Origin of the sequence: Shewanella sediminis HAW-EB3 (assembly GCF_000018025.1) — a bacterium.
GTDB classification, from domain to species: Bacteria; Pseudomonadota; Gammaproteobacteria; order Enterobacterales; family Shewanellaceae; genus Shewanella; species Shewanella sediminis.
The window spans coordinates 1,952,108-1,973,327 of sequence record NC_009831.1 but is presented as its reverse complement, the minus strand read 5'-3'; the positions used below and the strand labels follow the sequence as shown (position 1 = coordinate 1,973,327).

Sequence of the window (21,220 nt, the reverse complement as noted above, 5' to 3'; positions counted from 1 at the left end):
TGAAGCTGGTTCCATTTTCTGTATTGGTTTATTTGGAATTGAGTCGGACTGTTTAATCAAATCCTTTCATTTTTTCAATCACCTTTTAATCTGTTTATTTTTGAATTTATGTTTAATTCTTTATTTTTATTTAAAAAACAGATTAAGGTCAAAGTTATCTTGTTAAAGAGTTGAGTAAGTCAGCGACTTAGTAGAAAGTCATATTAATAAAAACTTATGGTCTAATCAGGTGTGTTAATGCTCAAATTCGCAGACATTCGTCTTCGTCCCAAAATGCTTGGATTGTTACTTATATTTGGTATTTTACCTATGATTGCAGTCGCAATTCATAGCAGTCGATTGAGCTCAGAAGCACTGATTGAAAAATCATATCAAGGGCTCAGTTCAATACAGTCATTGAGAATCTCTGCTATCGATGATTTTTTCCGCGAACGCTTATCTGGGTTAGATACATTAGCTCATACGGGACAACTTAGTGAATTTATAGAACAGGTGGGTAGTGAACACGAAATATTACCCTCTATCATAGCTTCCCGTTACGATCCCTTTTTTACCTCCTTTGTAGACGATTATGGCTACGATGATCTGGTTATTCTTAAGCCTGAATCAGGAGAATTACTTTATTCATTAACTAATAGAAACCGGGTTGGAATCAAGCTCAGTGAATATACCGGTGATCCGGCTCTCAAGCAGGCTTGGTCAAAAACAATGAATACCCGCAAGCCCATTTTTTCAGACTTTGGCGTATTTAACGTAAACGACGAATCGAAGCGTCAGCAAAATGCTTACTTATCCAGCCCTATTTGGAACAGTAATGGTGAAATGACTGCCGTAATAGCAGTGAGAATTCTACCCGATTTAATCAATGATATTGTCAATTCACGGATTGGAATGGGGGCAACGGGTGAGTCATACATTATTGGATTAGATAACCAAGATAGCCAAATAGAGTTACGTAGCGATATTACTACGATGGGCAATGGCAGCTATCGCGTAGGGTATCGCTTTGAAAAGGATTTAGATTATTGGAACGATGCGATAGATGCTGGCACCAGTGGGGGAAAAGATACCTATGTTGATAGTTCAGGCCATCCTGTTTTAGTCGTTTTTAATCAACTCAATGTACCAGGGTATCAATGGTTTCTAATTTCAAAAATCAATGAAGATGAAGTTACCCACCCTATTACATCGCTTTATCAAGCAGTGATAGTGGCAACTGCTGCATTGATTTTATTAGTGATATTTGTAGCCGTGAAATTTTCTCGTTCAGTCACAGAGCCACTTATTGAATCGATGAAGTTTGCCAAAGATATCTCTGCTGGCACCTTAAGTTCAAAATTGACCTTACAACGTAAAGATGAACTTGGTGATCTTGGTATTGCCTTAAATGGTATGGCCGTACAACTGCGTGAGCTTGATTGGATTAAGTCAGGTAAAGAAGGGTTAGATGATAAATTACGTGGTGACATTGAGCTATCAGAACTCTCCAGCTTGTTTATTAATTTCTTTACTAAACATATGGGTTGTCAGCTAGGGGCCTTATACCTATTTGAAGAGGAAAAATTACACCTCAGAGCCAGTTATTGCTTTACGGACAGACAAGGCAATTTCAACCAACTTGCACTTGGGGAGGGCATGGTAGGGCAAGCAGCATTGGAACAGGAGACCATTATATTCTCTGACATGACTCATGCTGCCCCCACATTAAACTATGGTGTTGGAGAAACAAGCTTAAAGAGCTTTATGTCGGTCCCCTTAATTGTGGATGGTCATCTCGTTGGCGTAGTGCTACTTGGCTCAACGGCACCTTTTACCTCACTGCAAAAGCAATTTGTAAAGGATGTGATTAATAGTGCCGCCATACTTTTTGATGCTGCAAATGCTCGCTTAGTCATTCGTACATTATTAGAACAAGCGCAAAAACAACAAGAGAACCTAAGTAAAGCCAATGATGGCTTGAAAGAATCTGAACAAGCATTGCAAAACCAACAAGAAGAGTTACGAGTCACCAATGAGGAGCTGGAAGAGCAAACCAAAGTGCTTAAAGAGTCAGAAGCTGAGCTACAAGCTCAACAGGAAGAACTTCGCGTTACTAACGAAGAGCTGGAAGAGCGAACTAAAGCACTGGAAGAGCAGCAAGTTGAGATGCAGGGGAAAAATGATCAACTGCATTTAGCTCAAAATGTCGTGGAAGAAAAAGCGAAAGAGTTAGCAAGCGCAAGTAAGTACAAATCTGAATTTTTAGCGAATATGTCCCATGAACTGAGGACCCCACTCAACAGTATTCTCATTTTATCCCAGCTACTTGCCAGTAACAAAGCGGGCAACTTAAATGATAAACAGATTGAATCAGCCAAAGCCATTAACTCATCTGGATCTGATCTGCTATCGCTAATCAATGAAGTTTTGGATCTGTCCAAGGTTGAAGCGGGTAAGGTCGAACTGCAAATTGAAGATGTGAGCTTTCAAGAGATAGAGCAAGATATTAATCGCTTATACCAGGATATCGCTGTTGATAAAGGACTGTATTTCGATATTGCTCTTGCAGCCGATCTGCCGAATGAGATCAAAACTGACTCGTTGCGATTACAACAAATCTTGCGCAATCTACTAACCAATGCGTTTAAATTTACCCATGAAGGCGCAGTAACTCTTAGCATTACTCAGCCAACAAATGAAGTTGCAGCACGCATGCAACAGCCTAAACAATCATTAGTCGCCTTTACGGTAAAAGATGACGGAATAGGAATTAAAAAAGAGAAGCAATTAGGCATCTTCCAAGCGTTCCAACAGGCTGACGGTAGTACAAGTCGAAAATATGGCGGCACAGGTCTAGGATTATCGATATCTAAAGAGCTTACTCATCTATTAGGTGGGACTATTTTACTGAAAAGTGACGAAGGCAAAGGTTGTGCGTTTACCGTTGTGCTGCCTCTTGAGTTTCAACCCAAAGATGAAGAAGCTGATAAGAGCATTTTTGGTATTCCTATCATGGAAAAAAGGGCACTAGAACCAGAAGAGCTGCAACCACTAAATAGCCAAGTTAAAAGTGATGCCGATATTAACACTAATAAACAGGCAGAAAACACAGATCTACAGCTGATATCCCAAGCGGCTGCAATCCCTAGTGTAAAGCTAAACGTAAAAGACGAAAGTTATATCGATGACGACAGGTTATCGATTGCCGCCGAAGATCAAACTTTGCTGATTATTGAAGATGACCGCGCCTTTGCCGGTGTGATGCGTGATTTTGGCCGCGAAAGAGGCTTTAAGTGTATTGTCGCTGAAACAGGCGAAACAGGATTACATTTCGCCGATTATTATAAACCGAGTGCCATTATTTTAGATATTGGGCTACCCGGTATTGATGGTTGGACAGTGATGGAGCGACTCAAAGAAAACTCAGAGTTACGCCATATACCAGTGCACTTCATGTCGGCGAGCGATAATAATCTCGATGCAATGAGAATGGGAGCAATTGGCTATCTAACTAAGCCGGTAGACCTGAACAAACTGAATAAAACGTTTGGCGATATTGAGGAGATAATTGCTAAGTCAGTTAAGAAATTACTGATTGTCGAAGATGACGAAATTCAAAGGGAGAGTATTCGCCAGTTACTGGGTGAAGGTGATATTCACATTGTCGGCGTGGCAACAGGAAAACAAGCGCTACAAGAGCTAGAGACAAATCGATACGACTGTATGATCTTAGACTTAGGCCTTGAAGATCTATCCGGATTTGAGTTGCTCGATAAAATTCGACGCAGTGATTCAGCAGCCAGAGTACCGATTATCGTCTATACGGGCCGAGAGTTAACCGTAGACGAAGAGAAAGAGCTCAGCCGTTATGCGGAAAGCATCATAATTAAAGGGGTTAAATCGCCAGAGCGCCTGTTAGACGAGTCAGCCCTCTTTTTACATCGAGTAGAGTCTCGCCTGCCGGCAGAGCAACGGGGTATGTTGAAAGCCGTGCATGATAAAGAAACCGTGTTGGCTGGTAAGAAAATCTTGTTAGTCGATGATGATATGCGCAATGTTTTTGCGTTATCAAGCATTTTAGAAGACAAAGGTATTGAAATCGTTGTTGGTCGTGATGGTCTGGAAAGTATCGAAAAATTGGACCAACATCCGGATATAGCCCTCATCTTAATGGACATAATGATGCCAAAAATGGATGGTTATGATGCAATGAAAGAGATCCGTAAAAAACGTAAATACAAGAAACTACCTATTATCGCCCTGACAGCTAAAGCGATGAAAGGTGACCGAAGTAAGTGTATTGAGGCTGGAGCCAGTGATTATTTAGCTAAACCGGTCGACACCGATAAATTACTATCTATGTTACGAGTGTGGTTGTACTGATATGTTTGAAGAGAACAAAACAGCGAACGAATATCTAGAAATCCAACTCTTGCTAGAAGCGATTTACCGTAAATATGGTTATGATTTTAGAGAATATTCTGTAGCACATACCCGTAGAAGGCTAGAATACCGACGAGCCCGGGAAGGGATGACAAATTACTCATCCATGCAGCATAAGGTGATACATGAGCCAGCTTTTTTTGAGCAGCTGTTATTGGACTTGTCCATTAACGTCACTGAGATGTTTCGTGACCCTTGGTTTTATCAAAAAGTCAGAGAATTAGTTTTCCCTCACTTACAAACTTATCCATTCGTCAAAGTGTGGCATGCGGGCTGCTCGGCAGGACAGGAAGTATATTCGATGGCGATTATGCTTGAAGAGGCCTTAATGCGGGAGCGAACACAGTTATACGCCACTGATTTTAATGAGGCCATATTAGAAAAAGCCAAAAATGGGATTTATCCCATGGATGTGGTACGCCAATATACGACCAATTACCAGGCGGCAAATGGCGCAACATCATTATCAGACTATTACACTGCGGACTACGATAGCGTCATTATAAAATCACAATTAAAAGAGAAAATTTTATTCTCGCCTCATAATCTGGCAACCGATGGAGTTTTTGGCGAGATGCACTTAATATTTTGTCGCAATGTGCTTATCTATTTTAACCGTGAACTACAAAATAGAGTCTTTAACCTGTTTTATGAAAGCCTGGTTCCCGGTGGATTTTTGTGTTTGGGTTCTAAAGAAAGTCTACGATTTTCTGATGTTGCATCTAAGTTTGAGTTAGTTTCAGAAAGAGAAAAGATTTACCGGAAAAAAAGAGAGGGATAACTGATGAACTGTAATGGTACACATTATCGAGCGGTAGTGATTGGTGCGTCCGCAGGAGGTTTGGCAGCCGTTGAAAAGGTACTTAGCCAGCTTAAAGCATCATTTTGTTTACCTATTCTTTTAGTGCAGCATATTAGCCCACATACACAAAGTTATTTAGCGACTCACTTTGAAGACAAGTGTGCTTTAACTGTTAAAGAAGCTGATGATAAAGAGCCAATCAAGCGAGGCTATTTTTATATTGCGCCACCAAATTATCATTTATTGGTTGAATATGATGGTTGCGTTGCACTATCCATTGATCCACCAGTGAATTTTTCAAGGCCATCCATTGATGTGTTATTTGAAAGTGCCGCAGATTACTTTGGCAAGGAACTCATTGGTATCGTACTCACCGGGGCCAATTCTGATGGTGCTTTAGGGCTGAAAAAAATCAAAGAACATGGTGGTTTAACTGTTGTACAAACCATTGAAACTTCTGAGGCACAGGCTATGCCAGCTGCTGCAATACAGACTGGTTGCGTTGATCATATTCTTTCTCTGGAAGTGATCGGCGATTTTTTAAATGAAATATGCGAATGCTAATGAAAAGTAACAACCCAAATATATTGATTGTCGATGATAAGCTCGAAAACCTCATAACATTAGAGCGGTTACTTGAGCACTTTGATGTGGATTTGATAAGAGCGTCTTCTGGTAAAGAGGCTTTGGCACATTTGTTAGATAATGACTTTGCGTTAGTGCTACTGGACGTAAAAATGCCAGATATGGATGGTTACGAAGTCGCCGAATTAATGCGGGGAAACAGTAGAACCAAACAAATTCCAATTATTTTCGTTACGGCTGAATCCAGGGGCGACGCACTGATCTTCAAAGGGTACGAAGCGGGCGCAGTGGATTACTTATTGAAGCCACTGAATGCGAGTATTTTTCGTAGTAAGGTTGGTGTTTTTGTTGATTTATACAACCAAAAACATGCACTTAAGCTTAAAACGTTAGAGTTCGATCAGAAACTGGCCGAATTGGAAGAACTGCAGCAGCAGTTGGAAGAAACCAATGAACAGCTTCTTATGTTGTCTACAACGGATGGGTTAACGAGTTTGTATAATCGTCGTAAATTTGATGATATTTACTTGGAAGAATGGCAACGTGCATCACGCTCACAAAACCCTATTTCTCTGGTAATGTTAGATATAGACCATTTTAAACTCTATAACGATACCTATGGCCACCATAAAGGTGATGATTGCCTGCGTACTATTGCGAGTGCGCTGCAAGCGATGGATATACGTCATTTAGATAAAATTGCAAGAATTGGCGGTGAAGAGTTTGCGGTAATATTGCCAGACACCGATGGCGATGGTGCAATGTTGGTTGCTGAGCGCGCCCGCATCGCTATTGAAAATTTGAATATTCCCCACGAGACACAGTTTAGCAAAGTCACTGCAAGTTTCGGTGTTAGCTCTGTAGTACCAAAGCGTGAATTGACCCCAAAATTTCTGATGAAAGCCGTAGATGAAGCCTTGTATGAATCGAAGAAGAGAGGCCGAAACGGTTCTACATTAAAGCTTTTAAAATACGGAAAAGAGCAGCCGTTAGCCATGTAGTGGCGCATCGATTCGTTTTGGATTCAATCCGAATAGATGACCAGATATAAGGTCAATTTATCCCCATCTCTGGACTCTTTTTACGAGAGAGGACGTAACTGTTTATAACAAGAAGTCCATTTTTAGCAGTCCATAGCACTCCTTATTACGAGAGTGGACATAACGGTTTATAACAAGAAAGCCGGACACAAAAAAGGGAGCCTAAGCTCCCTCTCTATGCCGCGTTAGCGGCTAACAACTTTGCTCAACTTTCAAATAGAAAGCACTTGTACGAATTATTTATACTTACGCATAACCAAAGTGGCATTGGTGCCACCGAAACCAAAACTGTTACTCATCACAGTATTTAGCTCGGCTTCGCGGTATTCAGTCACAACCGGCATACCGGCAGCTTTCTCATCCAGGTTATCGATGTTGATACTCGGTGCGATGAAGCTATCCTCCATCATGATCAAGCTGTAGATAGCCTCATGAGCGCCTGCAGCACCCAGTGCGTGACCGGTCAGAGACTTAGTCGATGCGATAGCCGGCAAGTTTTCACCGAAAGTTTCACGCAACGCTTCAAGCTCACGCATATCACCAACTGGCGTCGATGTACCATGAGTGTTGATGTAATCGATAGGCGTATCGACATCGGCAAGAGCCATCTGCATACAACGCACCGCACCTTCACCCGATGGTGCTACCATGTCATAGCCATCTGATGATGCGCCATAACCAATGATTTCGGCATAAATTTTAGCACCACGTGCTAAGGCATGCTCAAGCTCTTCGACGACAACGATTCCGCCGCCACCAGAGATAACAAAACCATCACGGTCAGCATCGTAAGTACGTGACGCCTTTTCAGGTGTGTCATTGTACTTAGTCGACAACGCGCCCATGGCGTCGAAACCCATAGTCAGGGTCCAATCGACCTCTTCAGAACCACCGGCAAAGACCATATCTTGCTTACCCATCTGGATAAGCTCGGCCGCATGGCCGATACAGTGTGCACTGGTTGCACAGGCTGAACTTATTGAATAGTTCATACCCTTGATTTTAAACGGTGTGGCCAAGCAAGCACTCGAGGTACTCGACATGATGCGAGGTACGATATAAGGACCTACACGCTTAACGCCCTTTTCACGTAGCGTATCGGCAGCTTGTACCTGGTTGGCAGATGAAGCGCCACCAGTACCGGCAATAATACCGACTCGAGGGTCGGAGTACTGCTCTTCGGTTAGCCCGGCATCTTCGATGGCTTCAGCCATGGCGATATAGGCATATGCCGCCGCGTTACCCATAAAGCGCAATGCTTTACGGTCAATATGTTCTTTAGGATCCAGTTTGATGTCGCCCCAGACGTGGCTGCGAAGCTTCATTTCCTCAAACTGATCTGAATGAGTGATACCACTGCGGCCAGCTTTTAGTGACTCAGTGACTTCTTGCTTGTTGTTACCAATACTTGAAACGACGCCAAGTCCGGTGATCACGACTCTTTTCATTATTCCTATCCATTCTGTACATTTAGTACGTCTAGTACCAATTTGCTGCCGCTATAATATCGCTTTTATTGCAATTAAGTGGTCAGCTTTCCATAAAGACGGGTAAAATAATGCCTAATATGAGACATAGAGTAAATTCATTGACTGAAGAACATGAAGAAAATATGCAAATGAGTAAGTTAACTGGTCATTTATCCTCAATTTCCACCCTTTTTCCCGTCAAAAACGATGCCAGCCAGACTCTCACTTTAGGTCAATTGGGCTTAGGTTGCCCGTGCCAGCTAGTCTCATTATGGCATTATTTACGAAAAAACAGCCCTTCGAGAGCCGTAAACATAAAAATTTTCGAATCACAATTCGATGCTCTGGCCGATTTCAATCTAAAACTTGCTTCACTCACCTCCCCTGACCCAAGACTCCCCCGTGACGATGAGCAATCGACCATGGTAGAGGCACTACTTCGAGCGGATATTGTTGCTATCGAAGGCTGCCAGCGACTTATCTTCGATGATGGCCGCGTCATACTCGATATCTATTTAGGTGACACGCTGAGTCAACTTAAGTGCATTTTACCGACTTCAGTCAAAGGGGATATGACGGACAATTCGGCGCTTATCGCCCACTGGAACATCACAGAAAAGGTTAAAGCCGGCTCACTCGACCAAGCGATGCTCTGGCAGATAGCCAAATTAAGCCGCGATAATGCAGCACTATCCTTTACCGATCCCGAAAGCAAAGAGACCCGGCAGATGATGGCTTTGGCACGAAGCGTCGGTCTGCGGACCTTAGAAACCACAGTATCTGAAACCACAGTACCTGAGACTCAGCAACAAACAGAAAATAAGAACCTCGATACGGCAAGTGATGCTATCCCACTACAGGAACGGCGTGCGTTAAGGCACGCCCAATCAGACAAGTTTCAGTACTGCCCTGTTTCTGCGGCCAATGAAGGTGATGAGGATTGTGACGGTGAGATCGCGATTATCGGCGGCGGTGTTGCCAGCACACATCTGGCGCTCTCGCTTGCTCAGCGCAATAAAAAGGTACGCATTTTTTGTAGTGATGCCAATTTTGCGCAGCAGGCGTCCGGTAATAAACAGGGCGCCGTCTACCCCCTTCTCACGCCAGACAACGGTCATTTGAGTCACTACTTTCAACAGGGGTACCTATTTACTCGCCGCCGTCTGCAAGCGCTGGTCGATGACAAGTTTGCTGTCTCCTATGATTTTTGCGGCGTACTGCAAACGGGTTTCGATGACCGCAGCAGCGCACGACTGGATAAGATCATTAATGGTCAGAGCTGGAATGAGAAGATGGCTTACCCCATAGATGCAGCCTCGGCCACTCAAATAGCGGGGATAGATATCGATAAAGCCGGAATCTATTACCCGCTAGGCGGCTGGATATGTCCTCACGAATTTACCCGTGCTGCGTTCGATAAGGCGGCTCGGCTCAGCGATGTCAGCGTAGAGTTTAATGCCGACATTACACGCATAGAGCAAAGAGAGGGGCTCTGGTATCTGTACAAGAGTGTGAACGTTCAACACTCTTGTACAGATAGTCATACGCCAGATGATTCAGAAGAGCTTGAAATCGGCCCCTTCGCCAATCTGGTATTAGCCAATGGTCAGGGACTGACTCAGTTTAAGCAGAGCGAAAAGCTCCCCGCCACAGGGTTTCGTGGACAGGTCAGCCATATTCCATCTCGAAATGCGTTAACCAAACTGAGCACTGTGCTTTGCTCCCACGGTTACCTGACTCCGGGGAATAATAACTTTCACTGTACCGGTGCCAGTTATGTGAAAAACCCGACAAACCTCGATTACTGCGCAACAGAGCAGGTAGAAAACCTACATAAAATCAGACATAGCTATGTCGATAAACCCTGGACTGAAGATGTAGATATTACCGGGCACAGTGCACGGGTCGGCGTTCGTATGGTGACCCGGGATCATGCACCTATGATGGGGTGTGCTCCCGATACCGACTCGATGCTGGCTCAATATGAACAGCACCAGCATACCAAGGAGAGCATTAAATTCTGGAAAGAGACCCCCGCTCCGACTCATAAGGGGTTATTTATTCTCGGCGGGCTGGGCTCGAGGGGTCTCACCTCTGGCCCGTTAGCGGCAGAGGCGTTAGCTGCACAGCTGTGTGGAGAGGTAATTCCTCTTAGCATGCCTATGCTTGAAATGCTCAATCCCAACCGTTTTTGGATGAGAAAACTCATCAAAGGCAAAGCGCTCTAAATCATAAAGCCTCTAGCTCATAAAGCACTCTCGTATGCCACGGTATCAGATAAACAAAACCCGGCTGATTAGCCGGGTTTATTTCTGTACTCTTATCTATGTACTCTTATTTTTTACTCTGACTCGATTATTAGTATCACGGCTTTCTCTGATCAGATCGTCATTGGCTATGGTTTGAGCCGACTTAGATAACCTGTCGTACAGCAAGACATTGACCGATGCGGCCAAATTCATACAGCCGACGGTAGGGACATAAACAACGGCATCGGCTCTGTTGATCACCTGCTGACTTATGGTGCCATCCTCGGGGCCGAAGACGTAGATGGCCTTCGCGGGATGTTCAAACTCAGGAAGTGGTATTGCACCTTCAACCAAGTCGACACAAATAATCTTCACGCCATCAGGACCTGCATCTATCAAAGACTCCACACCGCTTAGCGGGATCTGCTGACCTGCCCCTTTGGTATCGGTATTGTATTGCGCCGTGCCATTACTCGCGGCCAACGGGTACCGCTTGCCGGTGTAGAATACTTCATCAACACGGTAACAACCCGCAGCGCGCATGATCCCACCCACATTAGTCGGGCTCTTGGGGTTAACTAACCCGATACTGACATAACTTTGTTTCATTTTACTACTCAAACGATTAAGCCTTGATGACTTTACTTAACTCAGACCAGGCATTTTCAACGAGTGAATAATCTCTGTCATCTAACTCTTCTCTGGCCAGGACCAGACAGGCTTGCATCTTTTCATTAAGGGCATCGAACCCCTGATCGTCTTCAACTTCCAGCTGAGACAAGACAACCGCAAAATGTCCTTGAAGGTAACCACTGGCGAAAAGCGCATCATCATCACCCTGTTCAACGATGCTTGAGATCCAATTTTCTGTCGCCAGCTCATACTTCTCTAACATACCCACTCCACTCATTTAGTGTAATTTTGATTTAAAACAAATTTGTTCTTTGGTCAATTGCGACTCAATCTAAATCCGGATTTGCGACCTGATACATCACATAATCATGATAGCCAGTGATCAACCGGTAGTAGCCACATAGTTCGCGATCCAATTCAGGGTCGCCACTATCCACAATTAACGGCCTGCCTTCAAGTGCTTTTAACTTAGTTTTTGTCGCCAGAATAATAATATTCTCTTTTCCAATCCGCCTGACCAGTTGTGGTGACAGCTGTTGATTGCCTCTCCCCAGAATATGCCCCTGCCCACCGATAAGGGTTATCACTAACTTAGTCGGTAACTCATCCGTCATTTCTATGAGCTGCACAGTCGTCAAATCTGATCCCAGAAGCTGATTAGATTTAATAAGATCGACACCCAGTAAGGTGTTATCAAGATTAAGCTCGGCCATCACCGCTGCGACCGTACTGCCCGAGCCCATGATGAAAAGCTCCTCATCCATGCTCTCAATCACTTCGGCAGCGATATCGGCGAGCACCAGCTCATCGCTCTCTATTCCGCCCATCTTAACGGCCTGTATATATCTGGGCTCGGCAGGCACTAACATCTCACCAAAGCGGCGCGCCTTAACCACCCCTTCCCGAAAAGCGACCTCATCAATATCCATCACATCGGCATCCATCAGACTCACAAGCTCGCCATCGAGCAACATCTTGACCACCATGCCCGACGCATGAGGAGTGATGCCATATACCCCCGAATGTATTTTGACTCCGGCAGGTACACCAAGCACAGGCATGTCGTCATGGGCTACAGCAAAGATATCGCGCGCCGTCCCATCGCCACCGGCAAACAGTAAGAGATCTAATGTTTCATTGAGTAGGACTTTAACCACGGCCTGGGTATCTTCAGCCTGCGTTTCATCACCCACCTCATGCACGACTCGAACATGAAAGCCCATCTGCAATGCTAAGGCTTCGCCCATAGGGCCGGAGGCCGTGATAATTTCAACCTCATCCCGGTACGGTAAGATCACCTCGAGGGCCTGCTGCATGCGCAGGTGAGCCTTAGGCTTGGCTCCCTTAGCTATCGCCTCCATGGCAACTCCGTCACTGCCTTTAAGCGCAACGCTCCCCCCCAGACCCGCTAAAGGGTTAATAATCAAACCTAAACGAAACCGACTTGTCATTACTTGTCCTTGTACAAATATTTGATAGCACGCTCTTAGTATCAGAGTTCAATGGCTATGTGCTGCTCTCACCATGTCAGATGACTTAATGCTTAACCTTTTTAGGGATAAAAAAGATAGCCAGCATAGCCAGAAATGCACAGGCTGCCGCAGCAACCCACGCCAGTGAAGCCCCACTTCCATCGCCCCAGATCATACCACAGAGCCAGGTACCCATTGCTCCACCGACACCAAAGCTTAAACTGGCATACAGAGCCTGACCTTTACTGCGATGGCTGATATCGAAGTAGCCATGCACAAATTGAATGGAGGCGGCATGCACTAAGCCAAACGTAAACGCGTGCAGGAGCTGACTCACACCCAGCAACAGAAAATTATCGACACAAAATGCCATCAATAACCACCGCAGACCCGTGAAGCCCAGGCTGATGATCAATAATCTGTTTACCCCGAAGCGACCCAGTAGTCTGGGCGCCAGCATAAACATAAGAATTTCTGCTAACACACCGAATGCAACATAGATCCCCGCGATGGCCTCGCTGTAACCGGACTGCTTCAGATAGAGTACGAAAAAACCATAAAACGGCCCGGCACTCATCTGTAACAAGATAGCCGAGACAAGAAACCAGAATATGGCCCGATCAATTTTCAGTTTTGGCTTTTCGGCTTGATGTTTGACCACCACCCTGTCTGACGGCAGAGGTAAAGCACTGATCAGTAAGCCGACAAATAGCAGCATGCCGATGTAGGGTAAAATCTCGGTCCCCCACAGACTGATTGCAAAACCGACACTCACAACAAACACCAGATAACCTAAACTGCCGAAGCTGCGAATGGAGCCGTAACGTGAGGTATTTTCGCCTAAGGTTTCCAGCGTTATCACCTCAAGCTGGGCTAAAATGGCATTCCAGAAAAAAGTGTAAATGCTGAGGCTGATGGCTAAATAGGTGAAACTGCCATCATGAAAAAAACTTAAATAGCTGACGGCAGCAGCTGCGGCCCCCCACTTAACCAGCTGAGAACGCATGCCCGTTTTATCCGCCACCATGGCCCAAACATTCGGTGCAATGATGCGAGTGGCCATCAAAATGGCCAGCAAGAAGCCTATCTCCTGAGGATTAAAACCGCGGTTCTCAAAGAAGACACCCAGATAAGGCACCATCACGCCGAGAATGGCAAAGAAGAAGAAATAGCAGGCGCTGATCCAACGCAACTGCGTGCTAACGTTAGCGGATTGATTCATTGATTTTATTCTAAATATTGAGGGCGACTCTATTTTATACCAATCGGTATAAAGATGTGAGCGCTCAACAAAAATTTAGCGTTTATGAGGCAAGCTCATTAACTGCTACTCTGAAACTGCTCCATGGGTTAACTCTTATAAAAGGCATAAAAAAAGGCGCAAGATGCGCCTTCAATCGAGAGTGTAGCCCTTAAGCAGAGAGTAAAAGCGTTAACGCATCCCTATCTCTGGTGTCTGACTATTTACATCCATATTCTGCGCTCTGTGGCGTAACAGGTGATCCATTAATACAATCGCCAGCATGGCCTCGGCGATCGGTACCGCGCGTATACCGACGCAGGGATCGTGGCGGCCTTTAGTGACGACTTCGGCGACATCGCCTTGCGCCGTCATACTTTCACCCGGAATACTGATACTTGAGGTCGGCTTCATCGCTATGTGGGCAACAATGGGCTGACCGGAAGATATTCCACCTAAAATGCCGCCAGCATGATTAGAGGCAAAACCTTCGGGTGACATCAAATCTCTGTGTTCCGACCCCTTCTGATTGACCACCCCGAAACCATCACCAATCTCGACGCCCTTTACGGCATTAATCCCCATCAGGGCATGGGCGATTTCGGCGTCGAGCCTGTCAAATACCGGCTCTCCTAGCCCAACGGGAACACCCGTTGCGACCACGCTGACTTTAGCACCGATGGAGTCGCCACTTTTGATCAGCTTACGCATATATTCATCAAGTTCATCGAGCTTAGACTCATCAGGAAAGAAAAAAGCATTTTGTTCAATCTGAGAAAAATCCACGGTGTCGGCCTTTATCGGGCCGAGTTGAGACAGGTAGCCGTTAATTTCAATACCATGAACTTGTTTAAGGTATTTTTTGGCCACTGCGCCTGCAGCCACACGCATCGCGGTTTCACGAGCCGATGAACGTCCGCCTCCGCGGTAATCGCGCAGGCCATACTTTTGCTGGTAGGTATAATCGGCGTGTCCGGGACGGAAAAGGTCTTTAATATTCGAATAATCTTTGCTGCGCTGATCGGTATTTTCGATCATCAAGCCGATAGAGGTGCCGGTGGTTTTCCCTTCGAAGATCCCCGAAAGTACGCGCACTTCGTCAGGTTCACGCCTTGCCGTCGTATAGCGGGAAGTACCTGGACGTCTACGGTCAAGATCGCGCTGCATATCGGCCTCATTGAGCTCGAGTCCGGGAGGGCATCCATCAATTATGCACCCTAATGCTTTTCCGTGGCTCTCACCAAATGTTGTAACCACAAAATTCTGACCAATACTGTTTCCGGACATCCGTTTTCTTCACCTTTTAGCTAGTTATGAAAATACTCTGAATTTAATACACCATCTGAGATTAGCCCAAATGGGCTTTGAGTAACAGAATTAAAAAAGGCTAACATATTCGTTAGCCTTTTTTATCACCAGTATGACTCAGTGCCGATTATTCACTATCTTTATAGATGGCGAAAAGTGATTCATTTTCAACTAGCTGATCACGAGTCAACACAAACACACCGTCTCCGCCATGTTCGAAGCTTACCCAAGTGAAGGGGACATCAGGGAATTGCTCGATAAGGTGAACCATAGAGTTACCGACTTCAACAACCAGTAAGCCCTCTTCAGTCAGGTAGTCACTGGCATTAGCCAAAATTCGTTTAGTCAGATCCAATCCATCTCTGCCTGATGCTAAGCCGACCTCTGGCTCATGGTGGAACTCATCCGGCATATCACCGATATCTTCTGCATCGACATAAGGTGGGTTTGATACGATAAGGTCATAATGAGGACCTTTAGGTATCGCAGAGAAGATATCTGATTCCATTGGGAAGACTCTGTCCATCACCCCTAAGGACTCTACGTTTATTTGAGCTACCTCAAGGGCATCGGTGCTGATATCTAATGCATCGACTTCCGCTTCATCAAACTCATAGGCGCAGGCAATAGCGATACAAGCACTTCCCGTACACAGATCGAGTACGCGGTTAACCGACTTATTGTATAACCAAGGGCTGAAACGGTTCGCTATCATCTCTGCAATCGGAGAGCGAGGAACAAGAACACGCTCATCGACGTAGAACTGCAATCCAGCAAACATCGCTTTATTAGTCAGGTATGGTACGGGTAAACGTTCTCTGACCCGGCGAATGATAAGCTCTACTATCTTATGTTTTTCTGAGCTGGTGAGATTTGAATGTATAACTTGCTGCCCAATATCTTCAGGCAGATGTAGGGCATGAAAGACCAGCGCAATCGCTTCATCCCACGCATTATCGGTTCCATGACCATAATAAATATTGGCATCGTTAAAACGACTCACAGCCCAGCGCAGCATGTCACCAATCGTACGCAATTCAGTCACAGCTTCATCTACAAAAATCTTATCCAAAACTCACTCCAGCATGATAATTCCGCCTCATTGTAACTGAACTCTATTCATATGGCATCGGATTCAATAAAATAGAGGGAGAATCACTATGATTTGACTCAATCGTTGCTAATAGTTGCTTAATCAAGCAAAGCTACGACGTTCAAATCGACAGACCAGACCAGTAAATTGAGATATGAAGAAGAAAAATAACACCGAAGATCAAGATCTGTTTTCGACGCTAACTGAAGGGATCAAACCCTTGAAGCAGGATAAGCGTCATTTTCGAGTACATTCAAAAGATAAAAAGCAGATAGAAGAGAAAGAGCAACAGCTACACGCTGACAGTTATTTTTCAGATACTTATCAGCCCCACCTTCCCGATGAAGGCGCCATGCGCTGGAATCGAGATGATGTCGACAGCTTTGAGGTAAAACGATTACGTCGGGGCGATTACCAGCCGGACTTGTTACTCGACCTCCATGGTATGCGGCAATCTGAAGCTAAACTTGAACTGGCTGCATTGATCCAGGCATGCATAAGGCAACAATCCCATTGCTGCTGCGTGATGCACGGACATGGTACCGGCATCCTGAAGCAGAATATTCCCATGTGGTTAGCCCAGCATCCTCATGTGATGGCTTTTCATAAAGCCCCTAAAGAATGGGGTGGCGATGCGGCTCTTTTGGTACTAATCGATATCGGCGATGTGCCTTACAGAAGGTAGAGCGTATGGAACGCTTGAGACCATGGAGGTCTACCCAACTGGTTCCATACCAGTTTAGGCATTTCCTCCACTGACCCATAGGGACATGGGAAATGTCTTTGAAGCGTAGGGAACGCTTAAGACCATGGAGGTCAGATCCCGGCCAAAAGCTCGCCGGGATGACAGATGAAACTGGATGCTCGTTGCTCCAAAACATTCGCGGCTAAAGCTGCTCCTACATAGAGAATATCTCACCCCAGCAATAACGCTCGTAGCTCAGCATTAACTTACTGTGTGTGGATTATGCTGCCAGACTAATGAAGCTTGCTCAGCATGTTTGTCGATTAAGGTCAAACCGGAAGTCGCAAACAGAGGGGGCTCAGTTCCCGCCACTAACTCGCTGACCATGTAACCCAATAAAGGCATGTGAGCAATCACTAACACCTTGTCAGCCTTGTATTGTTCGGCATAAGCAAGGGTCAGATCGGCCGCCGTACAGGGATCACCTGAGGGAACTAATTCGTCGAGCACTAACCACTTTCTGGGCTCAGGAAAGTGTTTACTGACCTCCTGCCAGCTCTGTTGAGCTCTCAGATAGGGGCTGACCAATACAAGATCGAACTCCATAACCGTTCTCGCCAACCAGTTACTCATCAGTGAGGTGTGGTAACGCCCGGTCTCGGTAAGTACCCGTTCTCTGTCTGAATGAGCAAGATAACTAGCTTCACCATGTCGCATTAAAAATAGCTGCATACTACTCTCGCTACTCATTTTTCTTATCTCTTTATACGCCAATTGTAGCCTTAAACACAGTTAGGACAAACCAAAAATAAGTTATTAATTAGTCGAATAGACGCAGAGACATTTGCCAAAGCCTGATAAGGAGACCAATATATATATCCAAGCTACTTCAAAATGCTCGTTTCAGAGCTTACGTAGGATAGCTGAACAAGGCAGTGATTAAAGAGAATGGTGAGTCCCTTTTCAATATCACTAGCGCAGTACAGATAGTAATCGCTAACATATTCGGAGCGTATAGTTGCCAGAATCTTTGCAAATCATAAAAAGCCCTAATGATCATCGCCGATATCAGCACCTGGTGTTGGAAAATGGTTTATCTGTTCTGCTGGTCGAAGATAAGCAAGCCAGCCAGGCTGCCGCATCGATGGCAGTAAACGTCGGCCATTTTGATGATCCGCTCTCCAGACCCGGAATGGCGCACTTTCTCGAGCACATGCTTTTTCTTGGTACAGAAAAGTTCCCGGAATCCGGCGAATACCATGCCTTCATCAATCAACATGGCGGCAGTAATAATGCGTGGACAGGGACAGAACAGACCAACTTTTTCTTCAGTATAAATGCAGATGTATTCGAAGAGTCACTCGACCGCTTTAGCCAATTTTTTATCGCTCCTCTGTTTAGCAAGGAGCTGGTCGATCGTGAACGTCATGCTATCGAGTCCGAATTCAGCCTGAAACTCAAAGATGATATTCGCCGCACGTATCAGGTGCAGAAGGAAACCGTCAACCCAGCTCACCCTTTTTCAAAATTTTCAGTAGGGAATTTAGAGACCTTAGCTGGGGATGAGTCGACTTTAAGAGAAGAGTTAATCAGCTTTTATCAGTCTCATTACAGCGCTAATTTGATGACGCTATGTCTTGTAGCACCATCTCCTCTGGCCGATTTAGAGACGTTAGCGAATACCTACTTTAGCGATATTGAGAATCATCAAATCAAAAAAGCGTATCCTGAAGTTCCCATATATCAAGCAGAACAGCTAGAGTCGCAGATAAATATAATTCCAATTAAGGAGCAAAAAAGGGTCGCCATGACCTTTAGCCTACCCGCAATAGATCCTTTCTATAAACACAAGCCCTTGACCTTTATCAGTCACCTACTGGGTTACGAAGGCAAAGGCAGCTTACTCTCTTATCTTAAAGATAATGATTTAGCTGTGAATTTATCAGCTGGCGGTGGCGTCAACGGCTACAATTTCAAAGATTATAACATTAGCATTCAACTGACCGATAAAGGGGTCGCTAACCTGGATACAGTCATTGAATGCGCTTTTGAGTATATTGAACTTATCAAGACAAAAGGGATGCAGGAATGGCGCTATAAGGAGCGGGCCAACTTATTGAAACTGGCGTTTAAATATCAGGAACAGATTAAGGCGCTGGATCTGGCCAGCCATCTCAGCATCAATATGCATCATTACGATGTTGAAGATCTTCTCTTCGGTGATTACAAGATGGATAGCCTCAACGTTCCCGAGACCCTGAGTCTATTAAATATGATGACGCCATCGAACCTTCGCGTTCAACTCATCTCTTCTGAGCTTGATACAGAACGTCAGGCAGCCTGGTATCACACACCTTACCAAATAAAAGCCATCACCCCAGAGAAGCTAAAACACTGGAGTCAACTGACCATAAGGCCTGAGCTAAAATTGCCTGACGCCAACCCGTTTATTATCGAAGACTCAATTCCCAGGGCCGATAAAAGCCAAAACAGAGTCCCCGTTATCGTCTCTCAGGAAAAGGGATACCGCATCTGGCACAGAAAAGATGATGAATTTAATGTGCCTAAGGGACACCTCTATCTGTCACTCGATTCGGTACAGGCCGCTTCTTCACCTAAAAATGCTGCATTAACGCGGCTGTATGTTGAGATGCTACTCGACTACCTCACCGAATTTACCTACCAGGCCGAAGTGGCCGGGCTCAGTTACAATATTTATCCACACCAGGGTGGGATCACACTGCACCTCACCGGGTTTACCGGCAAACAAGAGGTGCTACTGGCCCTTCTGATTGATAAAGCGAGGGAACGAAATTTCACTCAAGGTCGGTTTAATCTGATTAAACGACAGATTTTAAGGAGTTGGTATAACCAGGCGAGAGCAAAACCTATCTCTCAAATATTTACCAGCCTCACGGTTACCTTACAGAAACGCAGTTATGAACCATCACGCATGGCTGAGGAACTAGAGGGGATCACACTCGAAGATCTTCACGAGCATGTCAGAAGCTTCTTTGAAAAGATCCACCTCGAAGGCTTGGTCTATGGTGACTGGCTGGAAAGTGAAGCTCAATCATTAGGTAAACGCTTGGACCACATCTTATCTCTCGTCTCCTCTCCAAGCAGAGAATCAGAGCGTGAGCTGGTTAACCTGGCGGGACACGGGACTATGATGCGAGAACTGGATGTCTCACATCAGGACAGCAGCATCATAGTCTACTATCAAGCCGATGCAGCTTCAGCAGATCAGATGGCTCTGTTTAGTTTGTTGAACCACACTATGTCATCGACCTTCTTCCATGAATTGCGCACTAAGAGGCAGCTAGGTTACATGGTAGGCACAGGGTACCTGCCGCTAAACAGATACCCGGGGATGATCTTCTACATTCAGTCACCGACATCGGGGCCAAGACAGCTTTTAGAAGCGATTGATGAATTTATTGCAGATTTTAACTATGCCGTGATGCAGATAACCAACGAGCAATGGGAAGTGACGAAGCAAGGGCTGATCAATCAAGTGATGGAGCACGATCCCAACTTAAAGACTCGCGGGCAGAGGTATTGGTCGAGCATAGGTAATAAAGACTATCAATTCACCCAAAGGGAACTCGTAGTCAAAGAGGTTGCTAAATTAACCCGATCCGACTTAATCAAATTTATGATGAAGAAGATGCGTACTAAGCACTGCGATAGGCTAGTCCTGTTCACTACCGGCGAAAGCCACGGTAACCTGGAACCCTTGACCTCAGATAATATGATCACCGATCTACGCACCTTTAAGCTAAATGCAGACAAATTTAGTTACTAATCGAGCCAGACTTATTAGAGGTTAACAAGCAGGAGTTAACCACTAGCTGTGAACAAAAGAAGTTTATAAGCAGTGTCTGTCAAACAGCACTGCTTGTTCTCTCTCCCACACAATCAACCGCGATGCCCGACGGTGTTAACATGCTCCATAGCATTAGCCCTTTGCATCAGAATAAAAGATACATAAAATATAAGATTATCAAAGGGACAACGAAATCAGTCAAAAGCACTAAAAATGTGGATCCACGCCTCTATTTGACGAGGTGTAAGGGATAGTTTCAGAACAATATCTGAGGATAAAATGAAAATAGTAATAATTATCACCTGCTAAAAAGCCTTCAAATTTTGACAAACTGTTCACTTTCTGAAAAAGTGAGGTTAAACATCTGTTGCCTAAGCATTACTGGCTAATAAT

The 21,220-nt window shown here is 45.0% G+C and carries 15 protein-coding genes; 7 read left to right on the top strand and 8 right to left on the bottom strand.

Annotated elements, in window-relative coordinates; translation table 11 throughout:
* Positions 1 to 237: 237 nt before the first annotated feature.
* From SSED_RS08530 to SSED_RS08515, 4 genes are read left to right on the top strand one after another with little or no spacing between them, the layout of a single operon-like run.
* On the top strand, positions 238 to 4,362 hold the full coding sequence (locus SSED_RS08530) for a response regulator (protein ID WP_012141995.1): 4,125 nt from the start codon (positions 238 to 240) through the stop codon (positions 4,360 to 4,362).
* A gap of 1 nt (position 4,363) precedes the next feature.
* Positions 4,364 to 5,203, top strand: coding sequence for a CheR family methyltransferase (locus SSED_RS08525; protein WP_012141994.1), 840 nt, complete (start codon positions 4,364 to 4,366; stop codon positions 5,201 to 5,203).
* Positions 5,204 to 5,206: 3 nt separating this feature from the next.
* On the top strand, positions 5,207 to 5,788 hold the full coding sequence (locus tag SSED_RS08520) for a chemotaxis protein CheB (RefSeq protein ID WP_012141993.1): 582 nt from the start codon (positions 5,207 to 5,209) through the stop codon (positions 5,786 to 5,788).
* The gene (locus SSED_RS08515; protein WP_150104320.1) at positions 5,788 to 6,810 is read left to right on the top strand and encodes a GGDEF domain-containing response regulator; all 1,023 of its coding nucleotides are present in this window, start codon (positions 5,788 to 5,790) and stop codon (positions 6,808 to 6,810) included. The genes SSED_RS08520 and SSED_RS08515 overlap by 1 nt, the downstream gene beginning before the upstream one ends.
* 275 nt (positions 6,811 to 7,085) lie before the next feature.
* Here SSED_RS08515 and fabB read toward each other — a convergent pair whose 3' ends face one another.
* Positions 7,086 to 8,297 carry a beta-ketoacyl-ACP synthase I gene (gene fabB / locus SSED_RS08510; RefSeq protein ID WP_012141991.1) on the bottom strand — a complete coding sequence of 404 codons (1,212 nt, stop codon included), beginning with the start codon at positions 8,295 to 8,297 and terminating at the stop codon, positions 7,086 to 7,088.
* A 170-nt stretch (positions 8,298 to 8,467) separates the two neighbouring features.
* Between fabB and mnmC1 the strand changes: the two genes are divergently transcribed.
* Positions 8,468 to 10,546, top strand: coding sequence for an FAD-dependent 5-carboxymethylaminomethyl-2-thiouridine(34) oxidoreductase MnmC1 (gene mnmC1, locus SSED_RS08505; protein WP_223295961.1), 2,079 nt, complete (start codon positions 8,468 to 8,470; stop codon positions 10,544 to 10,546).
* A 96-nt stretch (positions 10,547 to 10,642) separates the two neighbouring features.
* Here mnmC1 and SSED_RS08500 read toward each other — a convergent pair whose 3' ends face one another.
* From SSED_RS08500 to prmB, 6 genes are all read right to left on the bottom strand, one after another.
* On the bottom strand, positions 10,643 to 11,176 hold the full coding sequence (locus tag SSED_RS08500) for an RNA methyltransferase (protein WP_012141989.1): 534 nt from the start codon (positions 11,174 to 11,176) through the stop codon (positions 10,643 to 10,645).
* A gap of 16 nt (positions 11,177 to 11,192) precedes the next feature.
* The gene (locus SSED_RS08495) at positions 11,193 to 11,462 is read right to left on the bottom strand and encodes a YfcL family protein (RefSeq protein WP_012141988.1); all 270 of its coding nucleotides are present in this window, start codon (positions 11,460 to 11,462) and stop codon (positions 11,193 to 11,195) included.
* Positions 11,463 to 11,526: 64 nt separating this feature from the next.
* Positions 11,527 to 12,651: an ATP-NAD kinase family protein gene (locus SSED_RS08490; protein WP_012141987.1), complete on the bottom strand. Its 1,125-nt coding sequence runs from the start codon at positions 12,649 to 12,651 to the stop codon at positions 11,527 to 11,529.
* Between the two features lie 85 nt (positions 12,652 to 12,736).
* Positions 12,737 to 13,894, bottom strand: coding sequence for an MFS transporter (locus SSED_RS08485; RefSeq protein WP_012141986.1), 1,158 nt, complete (start codon positions 13,892 to 13,894; stop codon positions 12,737 to 12,739).
* A 210-nt stretch (positions 13,895 to 14,104) separates the two neighbouring features.
* A complete protein-coding gene (aroC, locus tag SSED_RS08480) occupies positions 14,105 to 15,199 on the bottom strand; it encodes a chorismate synthase (protein ID WP_012141985.1) in 1,095 nt (364 codons plus the stop codon).
* Between the two features lie 148 nt (positions 15,200 to 15,347).
* Positions 15,348 to 16,292: a 50S ribosomal protein L3 N(5)-glutamine methyltransferase gene (gene prmB, locus SSED_RS08475; RefSeq protein ID WP_012141984.1), complete on the bottom strand. Its 945-nt coding sequence runs from the start codon at positions 16,290 to 16,292 to the stop codon at positions 15,348 to 15,350.
* 175 nt (positions 16,293 to 16,467) lie between these two features.
* On the opposite strand from prmB, the gene smrB reads away from it, so the two are divergent.
* Positions 16,468 to 16,998, top strand: a complete 531-nt coding sequence (gene smrB / locus SSED_RS08470) for an endonuclease SmrB (RefSeq protein ID WP_012141983.1) — start codon at positions 16,468 to 16,470, stop codon at positions 16,996 to 16,998.
* A 261-nt stretch (positions 16,999 to 17,259) separates the two neighbouring features.
* On the opposite strand, the gene sixA is transcribed toward smrB, so the two are convergent.
* Entirely contained in the window at positions 17,260 to 17,730 is a 471-nt protein-coding gene (gene sixA, locus SSED_RS08465) for a phosphohistidine phosphatase SixA (protein WP_041422054.1), read from the bottom strand.
* Between the two features lie 286 nt (positions 17,731 to 18,016).
* On the opposite strand from sixA, the gene SSED_RS08460 reads away from it, so the two are divergent.
* Entirely contained in the window at positions 18,017 to 20,806 is a 2,790-nt protein-coding gene (locus SSED_RS08460) for an insulinase family protein (RefSeq protein ID WP_012141981.1), read from the top strand.
* Positions 20,807 to 21,220: the final 414 nt, after the last annotated feature.

Coding starts and splice junctions, on each gene's coding strand:
- SSED_RS08530 (WP_012141995.1), top strand. CDS start 238: ATGCTCAAATTCGCAGACATTCGTCTTCGTCCCAAAATGCTTGGATTG.
- SSED_RS08525 (WP_012141994.1), top strand. CDS start 4,364: ATGTTTGAAGAGAACAAAACAGCGAACGAATATCTAGAAATCCAACTC.
- SSED_RS08520 (WP_012141993.1), top strand. CDS start 5,207: ATGAACTGTAATGGTACACATTATCGAGCGGTAGTGATTGGTGCGTCC.
- SSED_RS08515 (WP_150104320.1), top strand. CDS start 5,788: ATGAAAAGTAACAACCCAAATATATTGATTGTCGATGATAAGCTCGAA.
- fabB (WP_012141991.1), bottom strand. CDS start 8,297: ATGAAAAGAGTCGTGATCACCGGACTTGGCGTCGTTTCAAGTATTGGT.
- mnmC1 (WP_223295961.1), top strand. CDS start 8,468: ATGAGTAAGTTAACTGGTCATTTATCCTCAATTTCCACCCTTTTTCCC.
- SSED_RS08500 (WP_012141989.1), bottom strand. CDS start 11,176: ATGAAACAAAGTTATGTCAGTATCGGGTTAGTTAACCCCAAGAGCCCG.
- SSED_RS08495 (WP_012141988.1), bottom strand. CDS start 11,462: ATGTTAGAGAAGTATGAGCTGGCGACAGAAAATTGGATCTCAAGCATC.
- SSED_RS08490 (WP_012141987.1), bottom strand. CDS start 12,651: ATGACAAGTCGGTTTCGTTTAGGTTTGATTATTAACCCTTTAGCGGGT.
- SSED_RS08485 (WP_012141986.1), bottom strand. CDS start 13,894: ATGAATCAATCCGCTAACGTTAGCACGCAGTTGCGTTGGATCAGCGCC.
- aroC (WP_012141985.1), bottom strand. CDS start 15,199: ATGTCCGGAAACAGTATTGGTCAGAATTTTGTGGTTACAACATTTGGT.
- smrB (WP_012141983.1), top strand. CDS start 16,468: ATGAAGAAGAAAAATAACACCGAAGATCAAGATCTGTTTTCGACGCTA.
- sixA (WP_041422054.1), bottom strand. CDS start 17,730: ATGCAGCTATTTTTAATGCGACATGGTGAAGCTAGTTATCTTGCTCAT.